General features: G+C 46.7%; 21 protein-coding genes. 20 read left to right on the top strand and 1 reads right to left on the bottom strand.

The window, feature by feature from the left end; all coding sequences use genetic code 11:
* Positions 1–2 precede the first annotated feature (2 nt).
* The 7 genes from smc to ffh all read left to right on the top strand — a co-directional run bounded on the left by smc (position 3) and on the right by ffh (position 8,441).
* On the top strand, positions 3–3,557 hold the full coding sequence (gene smc / locus V7R82_RS05480; protein WP_338541805.1) for a chromosome segregation protein SMC: 3,555 nt from the start codon (positions 3–5) through the stop codon (positions 3,555–3,557).
* Between the two features lie 38 nt (positions 3,558–3,595).
* Positions 3,596–4,405 (top strand): Cof-type HAD-IIB family hydrolase, encoded by an 810-nt coding sequence (locus V7R82_RS05475; RefSeq protein ID WP_311465382.1) that lies wholly within the window; start codon positions 3,596–3,598, stop codon positions 4,403–4,405.
* Between the two features lie 37 nt (positions 4,406–4,442).
* On the top strand, positions 4,443–5,465 hold the full coding sequence (gene ftsY / locus V7R82_RS05470) for a signal recognition particle-docking protein FtsY (protein ID WP_070755486.1): 1,023 nt from the start codon (positions 4,443–4,445) through the stop codon (positions 5,463–5,465).
* 156 nt (positions 5,466–5,621) lie between these two features.
* Entirely contained in the window at positions 5,622–6,056 is a 435-nt protein-coding gene (locus V7R82_RS05465) for a hypothetical protein (protein WP_070755487.1), read from the top strand.
* 131 nt (positions 6,057–6,187) lie between these two features.
* Positions 6,188–6,559 (top strand): metal-dependent transcriptional regulator, encoded by a 372-nt coding sequence (locus tag V7R82_RS05460; RefSeq protein WP_070755488.1) that lies wholly within the window; start codon positions 6,188–6,190, stop codon positions 6,557–6,559.
* Positions 6,560–6,568: 9 nt separating this feature from the next.
* Positions 6,569–6,889, top strand: coding sequence for a YlxM family DNA-binding protein (ylxM, locus tag V7R82_RS05455; RefSeq protein WP_070755489.1), 321 nt, complete (start codon positions 6,569–6,571; stop codon positions 6,887–6,889).
* Between the two features lie 76 nt (positions 6,890–6,965).
* Positions 6,966–8,441, top strand: coding sequence for a signal recognition particle protein (ffh, locus tag V7R82_RS05450; protein ID WP_303885727.1), 1,476 nt, complete (start codon positions 6,966–6,968; stop codon positions 8,439–8,441).
* A 56-nt stretch (positions 8,442–8,497) separates the two neighbouring features.
* Here the strand turns inward: ffh and V7R82_RS05445 are convergent, their stop codons facing one another.
* Positions 8,498–9,700 carry an NADH-dependent flavin oxidoreductase gene (locus V7R82_RS05445; RefSeq protein WP_338541799.1) on the bottom strand — a complete coding sequence of 401 codons (1,203 nt, stop codon included), beginning with the start codon at positions 9,698–9,700 and terminating at the stop codon, positions 8,498–8,500.
* 150 nt (positions 9,701–9,850) lie between these two features.
* Between V7R82_RS05445 and V7R82_RS05440 the strand changes: the two genes are divergently transcribed.
* The 13 genes from V7R82_RS05440 (at position 9,851) to V7R82_RS05380 (ending at position 20,644) form a co-directional block, all read left to right on the top strand.
* Complete coding sequence (locus tag V7R82_RS05440; protein WP_311465388.1) at positions 9,851–10,858, top strand: MsnO8 family LLM class oxidoreductase; 1,008 nt, start codon at positions 9,851–9,853, stop codon at positions 10,856–10,858.
* Complete coding sequence (locus V7R82_RS05435; RefSeq protein WP_306486676.1) at positions 10,858–11,196, top strand: glycine cleavage system protein H; 339 nt, start codon at positions 10,858–10,860, stop codon at positions 11,194–11,196. Before V7R82_RS05440 ends, V7R82_RS05435 begins: the two co-directional genes overlap by 1 nt.
* 16 nt (positions 11,197–11,212) lie before the next feature.
* Positions 11,213–12,004, top strand: coding sequence for a protein-ADP-ribose hydrolase (locus tag V7R82_RS05430; protein WP_311465390.1), 792 nt, complete (start codon positions 11,213–11,215; stop codon positions 12,002–12,004).
* The gene (locus V7R82_RS05425) at positions 11,985–12,860 is read left to right on the top strand and encodes an NAD-dependent deacetylase (RefSeq protein ID WP_311465391.1); all 876 of its coding nucleotides are present in this window, start codon (positions 11,985–11,987) and stop codon (positions 12,858–12,860) included. The genes V7R82_RS05430 and V7R82_RS05425 overlap by 20 nt, the downstream gene beginning before the upstream one ends.
* Positions 12,861–12,869: 9 nt before the next feature.
* Entirely contained in the window at positions 12,870–13,892 is a 1,023-nt protein-coding gene (locus V7R82_RS05420; protein ID WP_311465393.1) for a lipoate--protein ligase, read from the top strand.
* Positions 13,893–14,200: 308 nt separating this feature from the next.
* Positions 14,201–14,932 (top strand): metal ABC transporter ATP-binding protein, encoded by a 732-nt coding sequence (locus V7R82_RS05415; protein ID WP_338541795.1) that lies wholly within the window; start codon positions 14,201–14,203, stop codon positions 14,930–14,932.
* Positions 14,929–15,777, top strand: coding sequence for a metal ABC transporter permease subunit (locus V7R82_RS05410; RefSeq protein ID WP_396230756.1), 849 nt, complete (start codon positions 14,929–14,931; stop codon positions 15,775–15,777). Before V7R82_RS05415 ends, V7R82_RS05410 begins: the two co-directional genes overlap by 4 nt.
* A gap of 11 nt (positions 15,778–15,788) precedes the next feature.
* Positions 15,789–16,691 carry a metal ABC transporter substrate-binding protein gene (locus V7R82_RS05405; RefSeq protein WP_338543752.1) on the top strand — a complete coding sequence of 301 codons (903 nt, stop codon included), beginning with the start codon at positions 15,789–15,791 and terminating at the stop codon, positions 16,689–16,691.
* Between the two features lie 95 nt (positions 16,692–16,786).
* A complete protein-coding gene (rpsP, locus tag V7R82_RS05400) occupies positions 16,787–17,050 on the top strand; it encodes a 30S ribosomal protein S16 (protein WP_023390741.1) in 264 nt (87 codons plus the stop codon).
* A gap of 35 nt (positions 17,051–17,085) precedes the next feature.
* Positions 17,086–17,349 (top strand): KH domain-containing protein, encoded by a 264-nt coding sequence (locus V7R82_RS05395; protein WP_023390740.1) that lies wholly within the window; start codon positions 17,086–17,088, stop codon positions 17,347–17,349.
* Between the two features lie 47 nt (positions 17,350–17,396).
* Positions 17,397–18,359, top strand: a complete 963-nt coding sequence (locus V7R82_RS05390) for a hypothetical protein (protein ID WP_311465398.1) — start codon at positions 17,397–17,399, stop codon at positions 18,357–18,359.
* Positions 18,360–18,543: 184 nt separating this feature from the next.
* Positions 18,544–19,518: a hypothetical protein gene (locus V7R82_RS05385; RefSeq protein WP_306486670.1), complete on the top strand. Its 975-nt coding sequence runs from the start codon at positions 18,544–18,546 to the stop codon at positions 19,516–19,518.
* 115 nt (positions 19,519–19,633) lie between these two features.
* The gene (locus V7R82_RS05380; RefSeq protein ID WP_314394602.1) at positions 19,634–20,644 is read left to right on the top strand and encodes a hypothetical protein; all 1,011 of its coding nucleotides are present in this window, start codon (positions 19,634–19,636) and stop codon (positions 20,642–20,644) included.
* The last annotated feature ends 22 nt before the right edge of the window (positions 20,645–20,666 follow it).

Below are 20,666 nucleotides of genomic sequence, written 5' to 3'. Positions count from 1 at the left end.
CCTTGTATTTAGCACGTATTGAAATGACAGGTTTTAAGTCTTTTGCCGATAAGACTGTCATTGAATTTGACCGTGGAATGACGGCGGTCGTTGGCCCTAATGGGTCGGGCAAGTCTAACCTCTCGGAAGCCATTCGTTGGGTCTTAGGGGAACAATCTGCTAAGAGCTTACGGGGCAATAAGATGGAGGACGTCATCTTTAACGGGACCCAAGCCCGTAAGGCGGTCAACCTAGCCAAAGTCACCCTAGTCCTCAACAACGAAGACCGATACTTGGACTATGATTTTAGTGAAATTTCCATTACGCGTTCCTACAACCGTAATGGTGAATCCCAGTACTTCATTAATAATGAAGCGGTCCGCCTCAAGGACATCGTCGATTTACTTCTAGACTCTGGTTTGGGTAAGAATAGCTTTGCTATGATTTCCCAAGGTAAGGTGGAGTCCATCTTCCTCAATAAGCCGGAAGAACGTCGCTCTATTTTTGAAGAGGCGGCAGGGGTCCAGAAGTACCAATTCCGTAAGCAAGAAGCTGAGCGCAAACTCAGCAAATCCAGCGACCATCTTAGCCGGGTGCGGGACATTATTCATGAGTTGGAGCTCCAACTTAAGCCACTCAAGCAACAACAAGAAGCGGCCTTGCTTTATTTGGAACAGAAGGAAGCCCTCAAGCAATTAGAGATTTCCCTCTATGTCTATCAGGTTGAACAATATCGTGATGCCTGGCAAGCGGCCAAGGCTAAGAATCAGGCCGTTAGCCAAGAATTAGCTCAAGTAACTGCCCAGTTAGAGGCCTTAACCGCCCAACTGGAGCAAGAACAAGCTAGCTTAGAAGATTATATCCAGCAGATTGAGCAAGCCTCAGAGCGCAACCAAGCTCAGGTTCAAGTCATTGAACAGACTAGGGCCAAACAACAAATGCTGGACCAACAAATCCAGTTCAACACCTCCAATTTACATGAGAAGCAACTGAGCTACCAACAACATCAGGCAGAGGCCCAAGCCTTAACTGAACGCCTATCCGCCTTGAAGGAAGAAGAAGGCAAGGTTCAGTTGGAAATGGCAGAAATTAAGCAACATCTGGCCAAGTTGGAATCTGAGCGTTCCAGTCTTGCGGGCCTGTCTGAAGATCAAGCTGAGCGCCTGCGTGCAGACTTAATTGATGCCTATCAGGCTGAAGCCAGTGCTAAGAACCAGTTGGCTCACCAAGAGCAAATTAAGCAACAAGCCCAAGCACGTCTGGCTCATTACCAGGCTCAGGCAGCTCAAGCACAAGCGGATCAAGGAGACTTAGAGAGTCAGTACCTGAAGGCTCAGGAACGCTACGAAAGCAGTCGTGAGACTCAAGCTAGTGCCCGTCAAGCCTTCCAAACCCTCAATGAACAGTTGCGCCAAGGCAATAGCCAACGTGAAGCCTTGCAGGCCAAACTCTTCCAATTTGAGCGTCAAAGCCAGATGTTGGATGCTAAGGTCCAATCCTTGGCCCAGCTGCAAGCAGACTATGCGGGTTATTACGCAGGCGTCAAAGCCATTATGAAGCGTAAAAAGCAATTGCAGGGAATTGAAGGGACAGTGGCAGACCTGATTAAGGTGCCGGCTGACTACCAAGTAGCCATTGATACGGCCCTAGGTGCTAGTGTCCAACATGTAGTCGTAACAGATGATGCGGCTGCCAGGGCGGCCATTGCCTACCTTAAGCAAGCCCAAGCAGGGCGTGCTACCTTCCTGCCTCGTGCTAGCATGAAGGCCCGCCATCTAGGGGCTGGACAAATCCAAACAGCTAGTCAGACTGCTGGTTTTATTGGCCTAGCTTCTGATTTAGTGGAGTATGATTCAGTGAACCAGATAATTGTGGCTAATTTGCTGGGGACCACCTTAGTCTGTGACCGTATCGAAGCGGCCCAAAGTCTAGCTAAAGCCCTTAAGCATCAGGTCAAGATTGTAACCCTGGATGGAGAAGTTCTCATGCCGGGTGGTTCCATCACTGGTGGACGCCAGAAGCAACAAACTAGCTCCATGTTAGCCCGTAACCAAGAGTATGAAGCAGCCAAGGCCGACCTAGCGCAAGTCATCAAGGACCGAGCTCAGGCGGAAGCTGAATGGCAAGCTTTCCAAGTACAAATTCAAGACTTGCAGGGACAGGTGGAAGCCGCTCGACTGAACATGAGTCAAGCAGATTTAGCCTTCCAACAAGCCCAAGAAGGGCTAGGTCACTTGGCTAGCCAAGTCAAGCATCAATCTCAACATCAAATGATTGCCCAAGACGAAGTCAGCCAGCTTAGCCAGACTATTGCCAATGCGGAAGCCCACTATGCACAAGCTCAGGAAGACTTAGTGGCAGCCCAAGCGGCTATTGCCCGTCTCAGTCAGGATTTACAACAATTGAACTTGAGCGAAGAGGATCGTCAACAGCAACTACAAGTTCTAGATGCCTCGCTATCCCACTACCGGACTCAAGAAGCCGTTAAGCAAGTAGAAGTGCGGCAGTTGCGACATGACCTGGCAACAGCTAAGAGTCAATTAGAGGAACGTCAGAATTTCCTTATGCAGCATGAGAATCTGGCAGACAAGAATACTGCCGATTTAGCTGAATTAGAGCGTCAATCGGCTGATGTGCTAGAGCAATTAGCGGACTTAGAGGCCACGGCTCAGGAGCAACAGGCGGAACTGACAGCATTAAGAGAAGCGCGGCGGGTTCTCAACGAGACCTATCGGTCTCATGAACAAGAAGATCGCCAACTCCAAGGTCAGCTTCAACAACTTTATAAGGATGAAGCGCGAGCACAGGCTCAGATTGAGAAAAATGAATCCCTGATTGATTCTCACTTGGATTATTTAAGCCAAGAATATCAACTAACCTATGAAGCAGCCAAGACAGAAGCTAGTCAGCTAGAAGATGCCAGTCAAGTCAGCCAGCAAGTTAAGGACATTAAGCGTCAAATTGACAATCTGGGTCCCATTAACTTGGCAGCCATTGACGATTATGCTGCCCTAGATGAGCGTTACACTCATTTACGAGAGCAAGAAACCGATCTGCTGACTGCTATGGGACAATTACAAGAAACCATGGATGAGATGGATGCGGAAGTAATCAAGCGATTCAGCGAGGCCTTCCATCAAATCAACCAGCAATTCCAGAAAATCTTTAAGAAACTCTTTGCCGGTGGGGAAGCCGCCCTGCAATTGACTGATCCAAGTGATTTGTTGACAACAGGGATTGACATTATCGCCCAACCGCCAGGCAAACGTAAGCAGCATTTAGCCCTCCTATCCGGGGGGGAGCGGGCCTTTACTGCCATTGCGCTCTTGTTTGCCATTCTGGAGACGCGTCCTGTTCCCTTCTGTGTCTTGGACGAAGTGGAGGCGGCCTTGGATGATGCCAACGTCTTCCGTTATGGCCAATATTTGCAGAACTTTACCGAAAATACGCAGTTCATCGTCATTACTCACCGTAAGGGGACTATGGAACATGCCGACGTGCTCTATGGGGTTACCATGGAGCAATCCGGTGTTTCCAAGTTGGCTTCAGTACGTTTGAGTGAAGCCAACTACGACTAAGTATTAGATTCAGATCCATTTATAGAAGGAGGAAGGCTATGATTAAGCTAATTGCCATTGACCTCGATGGTACCTTACTCAATGCTCAAAAAGAAGTATCCCAGGCTAACCGCCAGGCACTAGCCTATGCTAAATCCAAGGGGGTCAAGGTAGTGCTCTGTACCGGCCGACCTTACTTTGCCATGAAACATTTCCTAGCTGATTTAGGCTTGGTAGACCCAGAAGATTACATTGTGACCTTCAACGGTGGTATGGTCCAAAAGGCTCAGGATGGCCAGGTATTAGTCTCTAATACCCTAGGGACATCAGATGTCTTGGCTTGGTATCAAGTGACACAAGATTTGGATTTACCAATTAATGTCATTGATGCCGATCGTCTCTATGAGCCGACTGCCTATCCGGCAGGCTATCCATCCCTCTATTTGGAAAATGTCACCAATGTACCGAGTGTGGTCCAAGACTATAGGACCTTTGATCCAGATCACGCCTTTAATAAATTCGTCATTGTCACCACTCAGGAGCATTTGGATGCCCAAATTCCTAAGTTGGACCCAGCCTTCAAGGATCAATACGCTGTCTTCAAGTCGCGTTCCTTCTTCCTTGAAGTCATGAAAAAAGGCGTCAGCAAGGGTGATACCCTAGCTAAGTTAGGGGAGCTCTTAGACATTAGTCCACAAGAAATGATGACCATGGGCGACCAGGAAAACGACCTGTCTATGATTGAATTAGCTGGTCTAGGCGTAGCCATGGGCAACGCGACTGAACAAGTTAAGGAAGCTGCCCAATATGTCTCCTTAACTAATGAGGAAGATGGCGTGGCTCACGCTATTCATAAATTTATTGTGTAAACCAAAAGTCAGCTAAGACTTAGAAAGGGGTGAACCCATGGGGTTATTTGATCGTATACGGCGTGCCTTTACCGGGGAAGATGCCGTTGTCAAAGAAGAAGAAGTAAAAAAAGAAGACCAGATAGTCATTGACTCCTACGACCAAGGGACAGCCAAGACTCGTCGCAACTTCACTGATATTATGACCAACCTCTTCACAAGTTTCCGTGAAGTGGATGAGGAGTTCTATGAGGACTTGGAAGAAGCCTTTATCGGGGCGGACGTTGGTTTTGCGATGACTATCGCTATTACTGATGCCATTCGTGATGAAATCGAACGGACAGGGGTCCACAAGCCAGAAGATGTCAAGCGCGTACTCCTTGAAAAAATGGTTCAAGTCTATGAGCGAGGCGGCCAAAATCTGGTTTCACTTAAGGAGAACCCAGATGGTCCGACGGTTATCCTCTTTGTCGGGGTTAATGGGGTAGGGAAAACAACATCGGTCGGTAAGATTGGTTATCAGCTCAAGCAAGAAGGTCACAAGGTCCTCATGGCAGCTGCCGATACCTTCCGGGCTGGTGCTGTCGAGCAACTGAATGTCTGGGGCGAGCGTCTGGATATTCCAGTGGTAACGGGCAAGGCCCAAGGTGACCCGGCTGCGGTTGTCTATGATGCGGTTAAGAAAGCCAACGCTGAAGGTTATGACTATCTCTTAGTCGATACGGCCGGTCGTTTACAGACCAAGGCCAATCTCATGGAAGAATTGGCTAAGATTAAGCGGATTATTGAGCGTGAGAACCCAAATGGGGTCCAAGAAGTCCTATTAGCTTTGGACGCGACAACCGGGCAAAATGCGCTCATCCAGGCCAAACAATTCAATGAAGCAACTGAAATTACTGGCTTGGTGCTGACTAAGTTGGACGGGACAGCCAAAGGGGGCGTGGTCCTCTCCATTCGCTATGAATTAGATATTCCAGTTAAGTACATTGGTCTCGGTGAGAAGGCGACTGATTTGAAGAAGTTTGATGCCGAAGCCTATATGTACAGCTTGGTCAAGGATGTTCTAGAAGTAAAAAATTAAGATAGCGAGAGGTTGGGTTAGCCTGGCCTCTTTTTGTAATGGAGATGAAGTCGCTGCTATTTGGATTATCGCAATCTTAAGGAAAACTTTACTTGCGTGTGGGATTTTTTTAGGGTAGGATAAGATGTTAACAATCTATCTGTTTGAGGAGGTCCTATGGAAAAACAATCTTCCTTTAAGTTTGTCATTCAATATAATCTACTTTTATCCATCTTTGCTAGTACGGCCATTTCAGCCGCTATTTTAATAAAATATAGTCAGTTTTCTTGGGGGCAGTTGGCCGTGGATACGACACAAGCCATTATTATCAGTGTCTTGGTCGGCGTGGGCTTTCCTTTTGACTTGATCACCAAGCCACTTAAGTCAACTCTGTCATTAAGCGGCTGGCCTTTGCGTTTGGCAACGAACGCCATGATTTGTGCGATAGTCGCGGCGGTTGTGACCATCTATTTCAAGCTGCTGATCTTTGGCTTTGGGCCGGCAACTGGTCCTGCCTTCTTAGCCGATTATCCCTTGTCCTGGGCAGTTGGGGTAAGTGTGGCTTTTATTCTAGAACCTTACCTCTTATCATTTTTGCAAGCAGATAGCTAAAATAACCTAGTGCTCTTTGGGCACTAGGTTGTTTTTATAACAATAAGACTTAGGCAGGCCTAATCCAGTTTGTCTTGACTCTAGAAACATGGTAGAATAAGACAAGAAGGATTAGGAGACGAGGTGTCGCAATGAAAAAAAGCCAAAGTCAAGAAGACTACCTTAAGTTCATTCACGAGGCAGGTCATGGCCAATATGTTTCTAACAAGGAAATTGCCACTGGTCTCAATGTAGCCCCTCCTTCGGTGAGTGAGATGATTACTAAATTGGCCCAAGAAGGCTTGGTTGCCTATAAGCCTTATAGTGGGGCCATGCTGACGCCTCAAGGCAAGAAATTAGCCATTGAATTAGTGCGTAAGCATGAAATCTGGGAATATTTCTTAGAGCACAAACTAGGCTATACTAAGACGGAAGTCCATGAATTGGCGGAGCTCTTAGAACATGCAACTTCAACGGATTTGGCCAATCGCCTGGCTGCCTATATCCAATATCCTGAAGGGTAGGCGGCTCTAATGGATTTAGCAAAAGTAATGCGGGTCAACCAGCTGCTTGGTTTTTACGGCGGGCTCTTAACTGATAAGCAACAAGCTATGCTTGGCCTCTATTATGAGGAAGATTTTTCCCTGGCCGAAATTGCCGACCACTATGACATTAGTCGCCAGGCTGTCCGGGATAATTTGAAGCGGGCTGAGCAGACATTAGAGCACTATGAAGATCAGCTCCATCTCTTAGCACGTCGAGAGGCAAGACTAGCCTTGCTAGACCAGCTAGCCAGTCATACGGATGAGGTGGGTCAGACTTTCCTAGCAGAAATTCGGGCAATGGATCAGTAGCTTGATCCTGTACTTATGAACAAGATAAAATCAAAACATGGGGCTAGTTGAGTGCTAGCCAAGAAGGAGGAAAACAATGGCGTTTGAAGGATTATCCGAACGCTTGCAGAATGCCATTAGCGGCATTGGTGCCGGAGGTACCATTAGCGAAGCAGACTTAAGACAGATGATGCGGGAGATTCGTCTAGCCCTCTTAGAGGCCGACGTTAACTTCCAAGTGGTGAAGAGTTTTGTTAAGACAGTCAATGAACGGGCCTTAGGCTCAGATGTCTTGGCTTCATTATCACCCGCTCAACAAGTAGTCAAGATTGTTGACGAAGAATTAACCGCCCTCATGGGTGGCGAACAGGTGCCACTTAACTTTGCAACCCAACCACCAACTATTATCATGATGGCTGGTCTCCAAGGGGCCGGGAAGACGACAACCGTGGGTAAATTGGCCAAATACGTCCAAGCCCAAGGCAAGAAGCGTCCTTTACTGGTAGCGGGCGATATTTACCGTCCAGCGGCCATTGCCCAGCTCCAAACCATTGGTCAGCAACTCGGTTTTGATGTCTTTAGCTTAGGTTCTGATGTTAGCCCCGTTGAAATTGCCCGTCAAGCGGTGGCTCAAGCCCGTATACAAGGTAATGATGTGGTCTTAATCGATACGGCAGGTCGTCTGCATGTCGATGAGACTCTGATGGAAGAGTTGCGCCAAATTAAGGCAGCGGTTAACCCGCACGAAATTCTTCTGACAGTAGATGCCATGACCGGTCAAGACGCGGTCAACGTGGCCAAGGCCTTTAACGATTCTCTGGATATTACCGGGGTGATTATCACCAAATTAGATGGGGATACCCGGGGCGGGGCGGCCTTATCGATTCGCTCAATCATTGACCGACCAATTAAGTTTACCGGGCAAGGTGAGAAACTCGATGCCCTAGAGCCATTCTACCCAGACCGCATGTCCAGCCGGATTCTGGGTATGGGGGACATGATGACCCTGATTGAGAAGGCTCAACAGGAGTTTGATGAAGCCCGCGCCCAAGAGATGGCAGATAAGATTAAGGCCAATAGTTTTGACTTTAATGACTTTATCGAGCAAATGGACCAAGTCAACAAGATGGGCCCGCTCAAGGACTTGATTAAGTTAATCCCTGGGATTAACAAGATTCCTGGCCTGGATGAACTAGATGTCAACCAGAAGGATATGGCGCGTGTTAAGGCCATTGTCCTCTCCATGACACCAGCTGAACGTGAGAATCCAGATATTATTTCTCAGAGCCGTCGAAAACGGATTGCAGCTGGTTGTGGTCAGTCGCTAGCCGATGTTAACCGCATGATTAAACAGTTCAATCAGTCACGCGATATGATGAGCCAAATGTCTAATGGTAAGATGGGCGGTATGAAGAAAATGATGGCCCAACTCCAACAAGGCGGCGGTGGCTTACCAGGTATGGGTGGTGGCGGTATGAGCGATACCGACTTCATGACACCCGAACAGTTAGCTAAACGTAAGGCTGAAAAGGACTTACAGCGCAAACTCAAAAAATTGAAGAAACGTCGTTAAGACAAGCAAAGAGGCTGGATATTCCAGCCTCTTTTTCTAGTTATATAATAGGAAGTTTAAACTTCTTTGAAGGTCTTATCGCCCTTATAATTCTGCTCTAGCTTGCGGAATTGGTCGCGAGTATCTTGTGGCAGGGCTTGGCCGATATCCATCATGCGGACAATGTCCTTGAAGGCGGCTTGGGGAATAGCCAAGTCTGCCAAGTCTTCAGGACTAATCTGCAGATTAATCGGATTAGGATCTCCTGCAGCAAACTTATTGACAAAGTCTGGATCCGCCACAAAGGGGGTAGAAATTCCCACTAATTCAGCATGTTCTAAAGCTTCTTGGGCCTTGGCAATAGAATTAATGCCACCCGTTACCATGAGAGGAAGCCGACCGGCTAGGTGCTCGTGGACTACTTGGTTGATTAGACGGCCTTGATGGGGGCCCGCAGCTCTCACGCGGTTACGGAAGACATCCCGTCCCCAACTCGCCAGGCAGAGATAATCCAGAGGGACACGCTCCAAAATCCAATCCGTCACTTGATTGAATTCTTCTACTGTATAGCCGACTTCTTGGCCACGTGTTTCCTCAGGCGTACAGCGATAGCCTAGGATAAAGCCAGGCGGTGCCAGTCGCTCGACGACCTCCATAATGGCCTCCCAAATTTCTAAAATCAAGCGAGCGCGATTTTCTAGACTATCAGCCCCATAAGCATCCGTCCGCTGGTTTGAGAAGGTAGACAAGAAGGATTGAGGCAGCAAGCGTTGGGCACTGGATAACTCGATGCCGGCAAAGCCCGCTTGAATGGCCCGTCGCGTTGCATCCGCATAGTAGCCAATAATAGCCTTTATCTGTGAGTGATCTAAGGCTTTGACTTGATGGGGGATAGGTGAATTTAGGGTCATTGGGCTGGGGCCGTAAACATAGCCCTGACGTCGCAGGTAGGGCTCCGCAAATCGTCCCGCGTGGGTCAATTGGATGAGCGCCTTGGCGCCATCTTGCTGCATAGCCTGAGCTAGTTTTGTCAAACCAGGAACACAGGCATCCTCAGCCAGACTGGGTCCAAATCCGAAGAGTTGTCCCTGGGGATGAATGTAGGCAGCCCCGGTGATTTGTAGAGGGGCTGATTGAGCCCGGCGGCGTGAGTAGGCCAAGTCTTCTTCGGTAATGTGGCCTTGCGCGGTCGAGGAATTGGTAGTCATAGGTGAGAGGACGAAGCGATTGGCTAAGCTATGGGCACCTAGACCTAGTGGGCTAAGCAGGGGGGATGGCATGTGAGACACTCCTTCGGCAGCTGTTCAAGCAGCTAGCATAATCAGATACTTACACGTTAGCACGAAAAATTCTTCTGGTCAATCGCCATGAGTTGACAATCCCCTAGGTCTGATTGATAATAAAATTATTGATAAGAATGGAGGGCTCACATGTTACTAAGTGTTTTGGATTATGCCATGGTGGACAGTGGCCGAACAAGTCAAGAAGCCCTAGGGGAGACAGTGGCCCTGGCTCAATTAGCAGATGAATTGGGCTATCACCGTTTCTGGGTGGCCGAACACCATCAGGTGCCGGCTCTTGCCAGCGCCAGTCCGGAGCTCATGATTATGCATTTGCTAGGCAAAACGCAACGCATTATGATTGGTTCGGGTGGCATCATGCTACCTCATTACCAGCCTTATAAGGTAGCAGAGTGGGTGACTACCCTCAGGTCTCTCTACCCAGGGCGTGTCAATGTGGGCTTAGGAAATAATCCAGGTACCAACTCTGTCAGAGAATTGATGGGCACGGGTGAACTTAAGCGTTCAGATTATGCTCAGCAAGTGACTGATTTGGTTGAGTACTTGGCGGATCCAGAATCAGTTGGTTTGCACGCAGCAGGACCTAGCCAAGAGGCCCTCTGGTTGCTGTCGGCTGGCCTTCAGTCAGCCCAGTTAGCAGGAAGTTTGGGTCAGGCTTATGTCTATGGCTATTTCTTGGCGCCTGGCAAGGACCCACTTGCCAGTGCCCGAGACGCTTTAACTACCTATCGAGCTGCCTGCCAAGAAGCAGGTCACAGGCCGCAAGCTAGCCTGGCGGTCTTTGTGGTCTTAGGTCAAGATGAGATTCAGTGTCAGCAACTCCTATCTGCCTTAGATGTCTGGCAACTGGGTAAGCAAGATTATGCTGAATTCAAGACCTTCCCAACAGTTCAGGAGGCGGCCGCTTATCCTCTTAGCCAGGAGGATCGAGCACAGATAGAAATCAACCGCCAGCGTGTGGTCGTAGGCACCCTTGATCAAGTCAAGCAGCAGCTAGATGACTTGGCAGCTAGCCTTGACCTTGAGGAACTTATGGTTATTCCCCTAGTGCCAGATATTAAAAATCGCCAAGCAACACTCCAGGCTTTAGCACAAGCCTATCAACTAAATCAAGATAAGAAATCGGAGGAATTATAATGAAGAAATTAGGTAACTATTTATGGGTTGAAAAAGAAGGGGATATCTACACCCTCAGTATGACGCCAGAATTACAAGACGATGTCGGGACGGTCGGCTATGTGGAATTTACCCGCGAAAGCCAAGTCGAGGCTGGCGACTCCCTCTTAAGTTTGGAAGCCTCTAAGACGGTTTTAGATATCTTCTCACCCCTGTCTGGTCGTATTGTGGAGGTTAACTCAGCTGCTCAAGATCAGCCAACCTTGCTTAACTCAGCCAATCCAGCAGAATCTTGGCTGGTGCGCTTGACTGATGTTGAGGAAGCAGCCTTCTTGGCTTTACCAGATCCGCTAGACTAAGAGAGGTGGGGCTGACATGTTTGCGCAAGATTTGGATGACCTGATTCGTCATCTTGGGGCTAGCCCTGTGCCGGGCAGTGATGAAGAAAAGTTCCGGCAATATCGTGGCTTAGTCAATCAACGCTTGCCTTATCCAGTTAGTCAGGACTACCTAGATTTGGAAAGTCGCTTCTTGGCAGCCTGGCGCCAACAGGAAGCTATCTATCATTTGGCAGATTGCCAGAAGACAGCGCATCCCTCACTTTATCTCTGGCAGGGGGATATTACCCGTTTAGCGGTAGATGCCATTGTTAATGCAGCGAATTCAGCCATGCTGGGTTGCTTTGAACCTAATCATTATTGCATTGATAACCAGATTCATACCTTTGCTGGCGTTGGTTTGCGCTTGGCCTGTGCCGATTTGAAAAAGGCCCGGGGTGGTAAGCCGCTGCCTGTCGGCCAAGCCCTCATGACGCCTGGCTTTAATTTACCAGCCAAACAAGTCATTCATACGGTAGGGCCACGCATTCATCATTTGCCGGTATCGCCCATGATGCAGGATCTACTCAAAAAGGCTTATCGGTCTTGCTTGGCTTGCGCCGACCAAGCGGGTTTGGAGACGATTGCTTTCTGCTGTATTTCGACTGGCGAATTTTCCTATCCTATTGAAGAGGCGACGCCGATTGCCATTGAGACGGTCTCTGCTTATCTAGCAGAGACGGGCTCCAAGCTCAAGGTCATCTTCAATGTCTGGACCGATAGCCAGTACCAACTCTATCATGACTTACTTAATTCCAAGGAGGCCTCCCATGTGGCAAGCTCTAACTAAAACCTATTCGAATCAAGCCCAACAACTCTTGGCCCTACTTAAGGAAGCTCAGGCTGTAGTTGTGGGGATTGGGGCTGGCATGTCAGCCGCGGATGGTTTTACCTATATAGGCCCACGTTTTCAAGAGGCTTTTCCTGACTTTATTGAAAAGTATGGCTTTCTCGATATGTTGCAGGCTAGTCTCTTTGATTTCCCTAGTTGGTCAGAATATTGGGCCTTCCAAAGTCGCTTTGTCTGCCTCAACTACCTGGATCAGCCCGTGGGGCCTTCTTACTTGGCTCTTAAAGACTTGCTCAAGGACAAGGACTACCATATCATTACGACCAATGCCGATAATGCCTTCTGGGTGGCTGATTATGATCCTAATAAGGTCTTTCATATCCAAGGGGAGTACGGCCTGATGCAGTGCAGTCGCCATTGCCATGCTCAGACCTATCGGGATGATGCGCTGATTCGCCATCTGGCTCAGCACCAAGTCCAAGGTCAGGTGGCCTATGAAGATATTCCGCTCTGTCCTAAGTGCGGGGCACCGCTAGAAATCAACAAGCGAAATGCTGAAAAGGGCATGGTGGAAGATGGGGACTTTATAGCCCAATTGGGACGCTACAAGAATTTCTTAGCCAGCCATGAAGGAGACAGGGTTCTCTATCTTGAAATCGGGGTAGGTTTTACCACACCACAATTTATTAAGCAACCTTTCCACCAAGCGGTGATGGCCAATCCGAATGCCATCTTGGTGGCCTTAAATCAAAAACAATATCGCATGCCACGCGCCATTCAAGACCGGACGGTCTGGCTGTCTCAAGACAGTAAAGACCTCTTGTTGGCCTGTGCGGCTGCAGCTAATCAAGCTTAGGAGGATCACATGTATCTAATTGAACCTATTCGCAATGGCCAATATCTGCCTGATGGAGCCTTAACGCTGGCTATGCAGGTCTATGTTCTTAATCATTTAGACTTAGACGAGACCATTCTTTTCCCATATTACTGTAAGCCTAAGGTGGAAATCGGTCGCTTCCAGAACGCAGAAGTGGAAGTCAATCACGACTACCTTAAGGAACACGATATTCAGCTAGTCCGTCGTGACACGGGCGGTGGGGCAGTCTACTGTGACCAGGGGGCCGTCAATGTCTGCTATATTATGCCAGGCGACACCAACATCTATGGTAACTATCAACGTTTTTACGCACCCGTTGTCAAACTCTTACATGATATGGGGGCAAGTGAGGTCGAGCAAAGTGGTCGTAACGACTTGACGGCGCTTGGCAAAAAGGTATCAGGTGCTGCCATGACCATGGTAGCTGGCAAGATTTATGGTGGTCATTCCCTCCTATTAGATGTCGATTATGAAGCCATGGTGGAAGTGCTCAATCCTAACCGTAAGAAAATTGATTCTAAAGGGATTAAATCGGTGCGCAGCCGGGTGATGGGCTTGCGTGAACTCTTGGATGAGCCCTATCGTCATATGACCATTGATCAGTTTAAGGATGAGGTCATTTGCCGTCTAATGGGGATTGATTCCATTGATCAAGCCAAGCGTTACCAACTGACTGAGGAAGATTGGCAAGCCATTGAGGCCTTGGCGGATTCTAAGTATCGCAACTGGGAATGGAACTATGGCAATTCACCACGTTATAGCTATAATCGCGACGCTCATCTGGGAATCGGGACTGTAGAGTTCAGCCTAGAAGTTGAGGCTGGTCGCATTAGCAAATGTCGCATTTATGGTGATTTCTTCGGTAAAGGGGCCATCCAAGATATTGAAGAAGCCTTGCTAGGCACACCTGTTACCAAGCAAGATTTATTAACAGTCCTATCTAAACAAGACTTGGCTCATTATTTTGGGCCAGTCACCGCCCAAGAACTGGTGGACTTAATCCTATCCTAACATTTCGGCTCCTGTCCTTTGAAAAGGGCGGGGTTTTTTATTATGCCGCTTGAAAAATTTTCGCCATTAATTTTTTGGTGGGTGTCTCAAATGCAGTGGCCAAAATTAATATCACTGCCAACAAGAAACCGATATAATGAACTAGTCATGAAAATCGCCTATCTCCATAGATAAACATAAGTTTGAAAGCTAAAAGCCCCTAAACCTGAAATCGCAAGAAAAATTTTTGCAAACCTAAACATTTTAGGTTGACCTAATCTTTTCTCTGTTGTACAATATAATTAGCGGTAAGAGAGGAGATGATTCATGTGATTAAGACACAGGATCTAACGGTCAGTTATGACAATCAAGTGGTCGCTTTGGAAGGGGTTAACCTAGAATTAGCAGGTCCGACCATTACCGGCATTATTGGGCCCAACGGTGCTGGTAAATCTACTTTTGTCAAATCAATCTTAAATATGGTAGACCATGACGGCCAGGTGTTTCTGGACGGGGTGCCTGCCACGAAGATGCTGAAGAAAGTAGCTTACGTCGGCCAAAAGAGCGACATTGATTTCAACTTTCCAATTAAGGTCAAAGAATGTGTCTCCTTAGGCACGTATAGTAATCTCGGTATTTTCCGCAAGGTAAGCAAGAAAGAATGGAATAAAGTTGAAAAAGCGCTCGCCCAAGTTGGCTTGAGTGACTTCGCTAACCGACAAATCTCAGCCCTTTCGGGTGGACAGTTCCAACGCGTTCTGATGGCGCGCTGTCTGGTTCAAGAAGCAGATTACATCTTCTTGGACGAGCCCTTTACTGGGATTGATTCGGTCAGTGAAGAGATTATTATGAAAATCTTGAAGGACCTCAAGAACCAAGGCAAGACCGTCTTGATTGTCCATCATGATTTGCATAAGGTACGGCGTTACTTCGATCAGTTGATTATCATCAATAAGCAACTGATTGCTGTAGGGCCTACTGAGCAGGTATTTAATGACCAAAATATGAAGGCCGCCTATGGTGACAGCGTCTATTTTGGTGCGGGAGGTGACCTAGTATGACCTTGATTCATGACTTTATTGAGAATGTGACAACCCTGCATTATATGCAGAATGCGCTAGTCACCGCCATTGTCATTGGGATTGTCTCAGGGGCTGTAGGGTGTTTTATCATCTTAAGAGGGATGTCCCTGATGGGGGATGCGATCTCTCATGCAGTATTACCAGGGGTCGCCTTGTCCTTCATCTTGGGGATTAATTTCTTCGTAGGGGCTATTGTCTTTGGGCTATTTGCCTCCATGATTATCACCTTCATTCGAGGAAATTCTATTATCAAGGGGGACACGGCTATCGGGATTACCTTCTCCTCCTTCTTGGCCTTGGGGGTCATCCTGATTGGTTTGGCCCGGAGTTCAACAGACCTCTTCCATATTCTCTTCGGGAATATCTTAGCGGTTCAAGATTCAGACAAGTGGATTACCATTTGGGTTTCCGTAGCAGTGCTGATTGTCATCATCCTCTTCTTCAAGGAGTTGCTGATTACGTCCTTCGACCCGCAAATGGCTAAAGCCATGGGTATGAAGGTTAACTTCTACCACTACCTCTTAATGATTCTCTTGACCTTAGTGTCTGTAACGGCTATGCAAAGTGTCGGAACCATCCTGATTGTGGCCATGCTCATTACACCTGCTGCCACTGCCTATCTCTACGTCAATAGCCTTAAGTCTATGATTCTCCTCTCATCGACCTTGGGGGCTGTGACTTCAGTATTAGGTCTCTTCCTGGGGACTAGCTTCAACGTGGCGGCCGGCTCCAGCATTGTACTCACCTCAGCTGTGATTTTCGCGATTAGCTTCTTCATCTCTCCAAAACAACAATTCTTTAGAAAGCGGGTTTTACGCAAATGAAACACAAGCTAATGAAATTAGTGGCACTCTTAACGGTATTGTTTTGTTTGGTACCAAGCGTGAGCGCCCAAGATAAAAAACTCAAAGTTGTCGCAACCAACTCCATTATCGCCGATATCACCAAGAACATCGCAGGTGATAAAATCGATCTTCACTCCATCGTTCCGGTAGGTCAAGACCCTCATGAATATGAACCACTACCTGACGATATTAAGAAGACTACCCAAGCTGATTTAATTTTCTACAACGGCATTAACTTGGAAACTGGGGGCAATGCTTGGTTCACTAAATTGGTTCAAAACGCCAAACGAGTGGAAAACAAAGACTACTTCGCAGTCAGCGAAGGCGTAGAAGTCATTCACTTGGAAGGTGAGGGCGAGACCGGTAAGGAAGACCCTCATGCTTGGTTGAACTTGGAAAATGGGGTAATTTACGCTAAAAACATTGCTAAACACCTGATTGAAAAAGATCCAAGCAACAAGGACTTCTACCAAAAGAACTTGGATGATTATGTTGCCAAGTTAGAAGCTTTGGACAAGGAAGCTAAAACTAAGTTTGATGCTATTCCGGAAGAGAAGAAAATGATCGTCACTAGCGAAGGCTGCTTCAAGTACTTCTCTAAAGCCTACAATGTACCATCAGCTTACATCTGGGAAATTAACACCGAAGAAGAAGGCACACCTGACCAAATTCGTAATTTGGTTAAGAAGCTCAAAGGTTCTAAGGTATCAGCTCTCTTCGTAGAATCAAGTGTAGATGACCGTCCAATGAAGACCATCTCTAGCGAGACCGGTATTCCGATCTACGCTAAAATCTTCACTGACTCTATTGCTGAAGAAGGCCAAGAAGGCGACAGCTACTACTCTATGATGAAGTATAACTTAGATAAGATCTCAGAAGGTTTAGCTAAGTAAACAAAATTTTCGCATCTGTAAAGTAAAAATACTTTACAGATGCTTTTTTATATGTTAGACTAGGGTCTGTAATCAATTGAGGAGGTGAAATTAACATGGCAGTTAAAATTCGTTTGAAACGTATGGGTTCTAAGAAAGCACCTTTCTACCGTATCGTTGTTGCTGACTCACGTTCTCCACGTGATGGTCGTATCATCGAGAAAATCGGTCACTACAACCCATTAACTAACCCAGCTACTTTAGAAGTTGAAGAAGAACTCGCATTGAAATGGTTATCAAATGGTGCGCAACCATCTGACACTGTGCGTAACCTCTTGTCTTCAAAAGGCATCATGAAGAAATTCCACGAAAGCAAATAGTCTCGAGCAGTGTTCTAGATAAAGGATGATGAGATATGGTAAATATTGAAGCATTAATTACTGCAATCGTGAAGCCGCTCTTGGACCACCCAGAAGATTTTGGTGTGGAACAAGTAGAGACCGATGACTTCATGGAGTATCATTTGCACTTGAATCCGCAAGATGTAGGTCGTGTGATTGGTAAGAAGGGTCGTGTAGCCCGCGCCATCCGGACTATCGTCTACAGCGTTAAGACTCGTGGTCGCAAGCGGTCACGCATTGTCATTGCTGACCATGCGGAAGAAAGTTCAGCAGAATAATCAAGCGCCCTTAGGGGCGTTTTTCTATATTCATTAGGAGGAAATCGGTGAAGAAAGAAGAAAGAAAAAAGCTTAAAGAAGTATATGGTTGGCGGACATGGGCCGGTAGTGGACTCTTGCTGTTCTTATTAATTTTTACGTTCTTTGCTTATCTGGCCCTCTTTGCGACCCAACCCCAAGCTCTTTTGGCAGGCCAGGAACCTTTCCCAGAAAGCTCGAGCAAGCATGTAGTGGTAGAAGCAGAGTCGATCTTTCTCTTGGCCGAAGAGGATAATGTGGCCATCTACCTTGTCTCAGCCGCTAAGGTAACAGATAAGCCTTACCTAGTCTTGGTCGCTAGCAAAGATGATCCGGATGTCGCCTCAGCTCGTCTCAAGACCTATGGCGCCTTGCTCAATGAGCCTGCCAAGCTGATTGGGGAAGTGGATAAGAGTGACGCGGCCAAGAAACTCTTAGATACGATGGCAGATAATAGTGAAACGGGTCTTCCATACCGTGATCAGCTATGGACGGAATATCTGGTCAACATGAAAGACTATCGTCAGTCACAAAGGACCATTCATTGGCTAGCTTATGGTTTTACAGCAGCCAGTCTCATGTGTATCTTATGGGGCTTGTTCAATCGCTACCGTCGACGTCAATTCTATAATCGTCTCTATGAATATTTCCCTGAACTCAAGGGCCAGCTTGACCACTTGCAAGTAGCCAGTGACTATGCAGATGACTATCGTGGCCTCTACCTCTACAAAGACAGTTTGATTTGCTTGGGGCTGCGTATGGCCGTTCTGCCTATAAACGAGCTAGCCTCTTTGACCTTGAATAAGATCGTTTCGCAAGGCCGTTACGGGGTCAAACAAGTCAACTACTTCTTCCGAGCGCGAGATGTGAAGGGGCAATTCCATACCTTTAGAGCCTACCATGGTCGTAAGAAAACTCTGACGGAAGACTTGGAGACCTTCCTAGTTGTCATAGGCCAACGTTATCCTGACTTGCAAATCGCTTCTAAATAAGCCTATGACGCCTTTGAGGCGTCTTTTTTAGTAGGGGAGGATGTCTCAGAGCCTTTCTTTATTAAGCTCGGAGCTTTCATTAAGGGATATTCCTTATTAAGTAAAAAATAGTTTGAAAATAGCTGTACAAATAAATGAAAAGGGTTTATAATATAGCTATACTAAAGTAGAAAGAAGGTCAGCTATGAAGGAAAAGAACTTACGTGGCCTTTGGGTAACCGTTTTTCTCACCGTTTTATTTGGTGGATTTGCTATTGTAATGTGGTTTATAGGTGGGATTGCAAGTAGCCCGCAGTATGTTGTGGATCGGGGTGGCCTCTATCCAAACGATTTTGGCCAAAACGTGGCGATTAAAATCGAAATCATTGAAGAAATTGGCAATATTAAGAACGATGACAAGGCTGCTATGTACTTGGTTATATCGGGTAATAAAGTTCTTGGCCTCATTGCGGATAAGGATGATGCTGACATTAAGTCTGCCTTGGCAAGTCAAGAAAAAGGCTTACTAGTTAGCAATCCTGTTCTAGTAGCTGGTGAAAAAGATCGCAGTTCTGCTGCTAAGGATAACATCTCTAAAATTCGTCAATCACTTGCGGCTGAAGCTCAGTCTTCATTAGAGGGTTCCTTTGTCGTCGATGTCAAAAAACATAAGTCGAGTGCGCAAATGCTCCTGTATGGTGCTTATGGCTTTGGCGCGCTGGCCTTGTTCTTCATCGGACTCTTTGCCTTCAATGTATCCCGTCGTAAGAAAGCCTATCGTGAACTCTACGCTCAATTCCCAGAATTGGAAGGTAACTTGGATCTCTTAGTATCAGGTGGCCAATATGCTGACAGCAAGCGTGGCCTCTATGTCTACAAGGATTATCTCATTGCTTTGGCGCAACGCAATACCTTTGTGCCTGCCAAGGATATCCTCTACTTAGTGGCAATCAAACAAACCATTCAACAGGGGATTGCTAGCCATGTCAACTATACGGTTGAAGCCTATGATAAGAACTTCAAGAAACATGTTCTTAGCACATTGGGTGGCTCTAAGAAGACCTATGACGATGAAATTAATGCCTTTACTTACTTCGTAGATCAAAACTACCCTAATATTCTAGTGGGTGCTGATCATGCACCAGAATACCAAGCATTGAAAAATGCTGCAGGTTTTTAATAAGCCCTCACCGGGAGAGTCAGCCTTAGGGCTGGCTCTTTTTTGACTGTAATTGCTTCACACTGACTTCTAAAAAGGGTATAATGAATTTATCATTTAAGAAAGAAGGTAAGTTATGAAACGTAATAATCTACGCAATGTTTGGCCTTATTTAATTTTTGCCATGATTTGCGCGGCTCTAGGTGGCTTCCTCTTCTACAAGAGTCAGAATTCAAGTGCAGATCAATTTGTAGAACAAGGCCTGGTCTACCCTAAGACCGAAGCTTTGACAGGGCATACTGCAGTCACCATTAAGGAAATTATTCCTGTTTCAAACGTTTCGATTACACATAAAAAGAATGGGGTAGTGGTTTCAGAGGACAACAATACCGGATTGGTTGCTTGCTTGGCCTCTGATGGTGAGCGGGCTTTCCCAGTTCTACTAAATGTAGATTCAAATATTGCCAAAATCATAAAGGAGCGAGCAGAGGCTGGGAAACTAGAATCTAATCCCCTAAATGTCTTGGCCTTTGCCTCAAAAGGCTCGGATGACTTAAGAATTGCAGAAAAAGTAATCGAACGCGGTAAAGTTGATTCTAATGAGAAGTCACGTTTTGATGATTCAGCACTCTTAGATGTGGCTGAAGCTGAAAGCCGCCTCAAGATCATGCATTTCGCTGGCTACGCCTTAGGCGCAGCGGTTCTATTATTGCTACTTACCGCTCTCTGGAAATACTGGCAAAACACCAAGTTCTACAATACCTTGTATGATCACTTCCCAGAATTAGCGCAAGACCTGGATAAATTAGTGACCGACAGCGATTTCCACAGTCCTGAATTAGGTCTCTATGTCTACAAGAATCACTTGGTAGTGATTGGGGCTAATGATCGCATCATCGACTTGACCCAAATCATCTATACTTATGCAGTTCGTCAAACTAATAATTCAGTGGTTACCTTCCAAGTCCACTTGCATAATAACCAATTCCGTCGTCTTGTGGTCAAACCGCGTCGCTATCAAAGAGACTTCACGCAATCTATGTTAGACCGTCTCATGGTTTACTTGCAAGAGGCTTATCCATCTATGTTGGTAGGCGTACAACATGCGACCGATTATAAAGAATTAAAACGTCAAGCACGTGGCTAGGCCATATGTGACTAAGCAAAGG

This window comes from Abiotrophia defectiva ATCC 49176, from assembly GCF_037041345.1.
Lineage (GTDB): Bacteria > Bacillota > Bacilli > Lactobacillales > Aerococcaceae > Abiotrophia.
The sequence above is the reverse complement of the archived record's forward strand: the minus strand, read 5'-3'. Positions and strand labels throughout refer to the sequence as shown.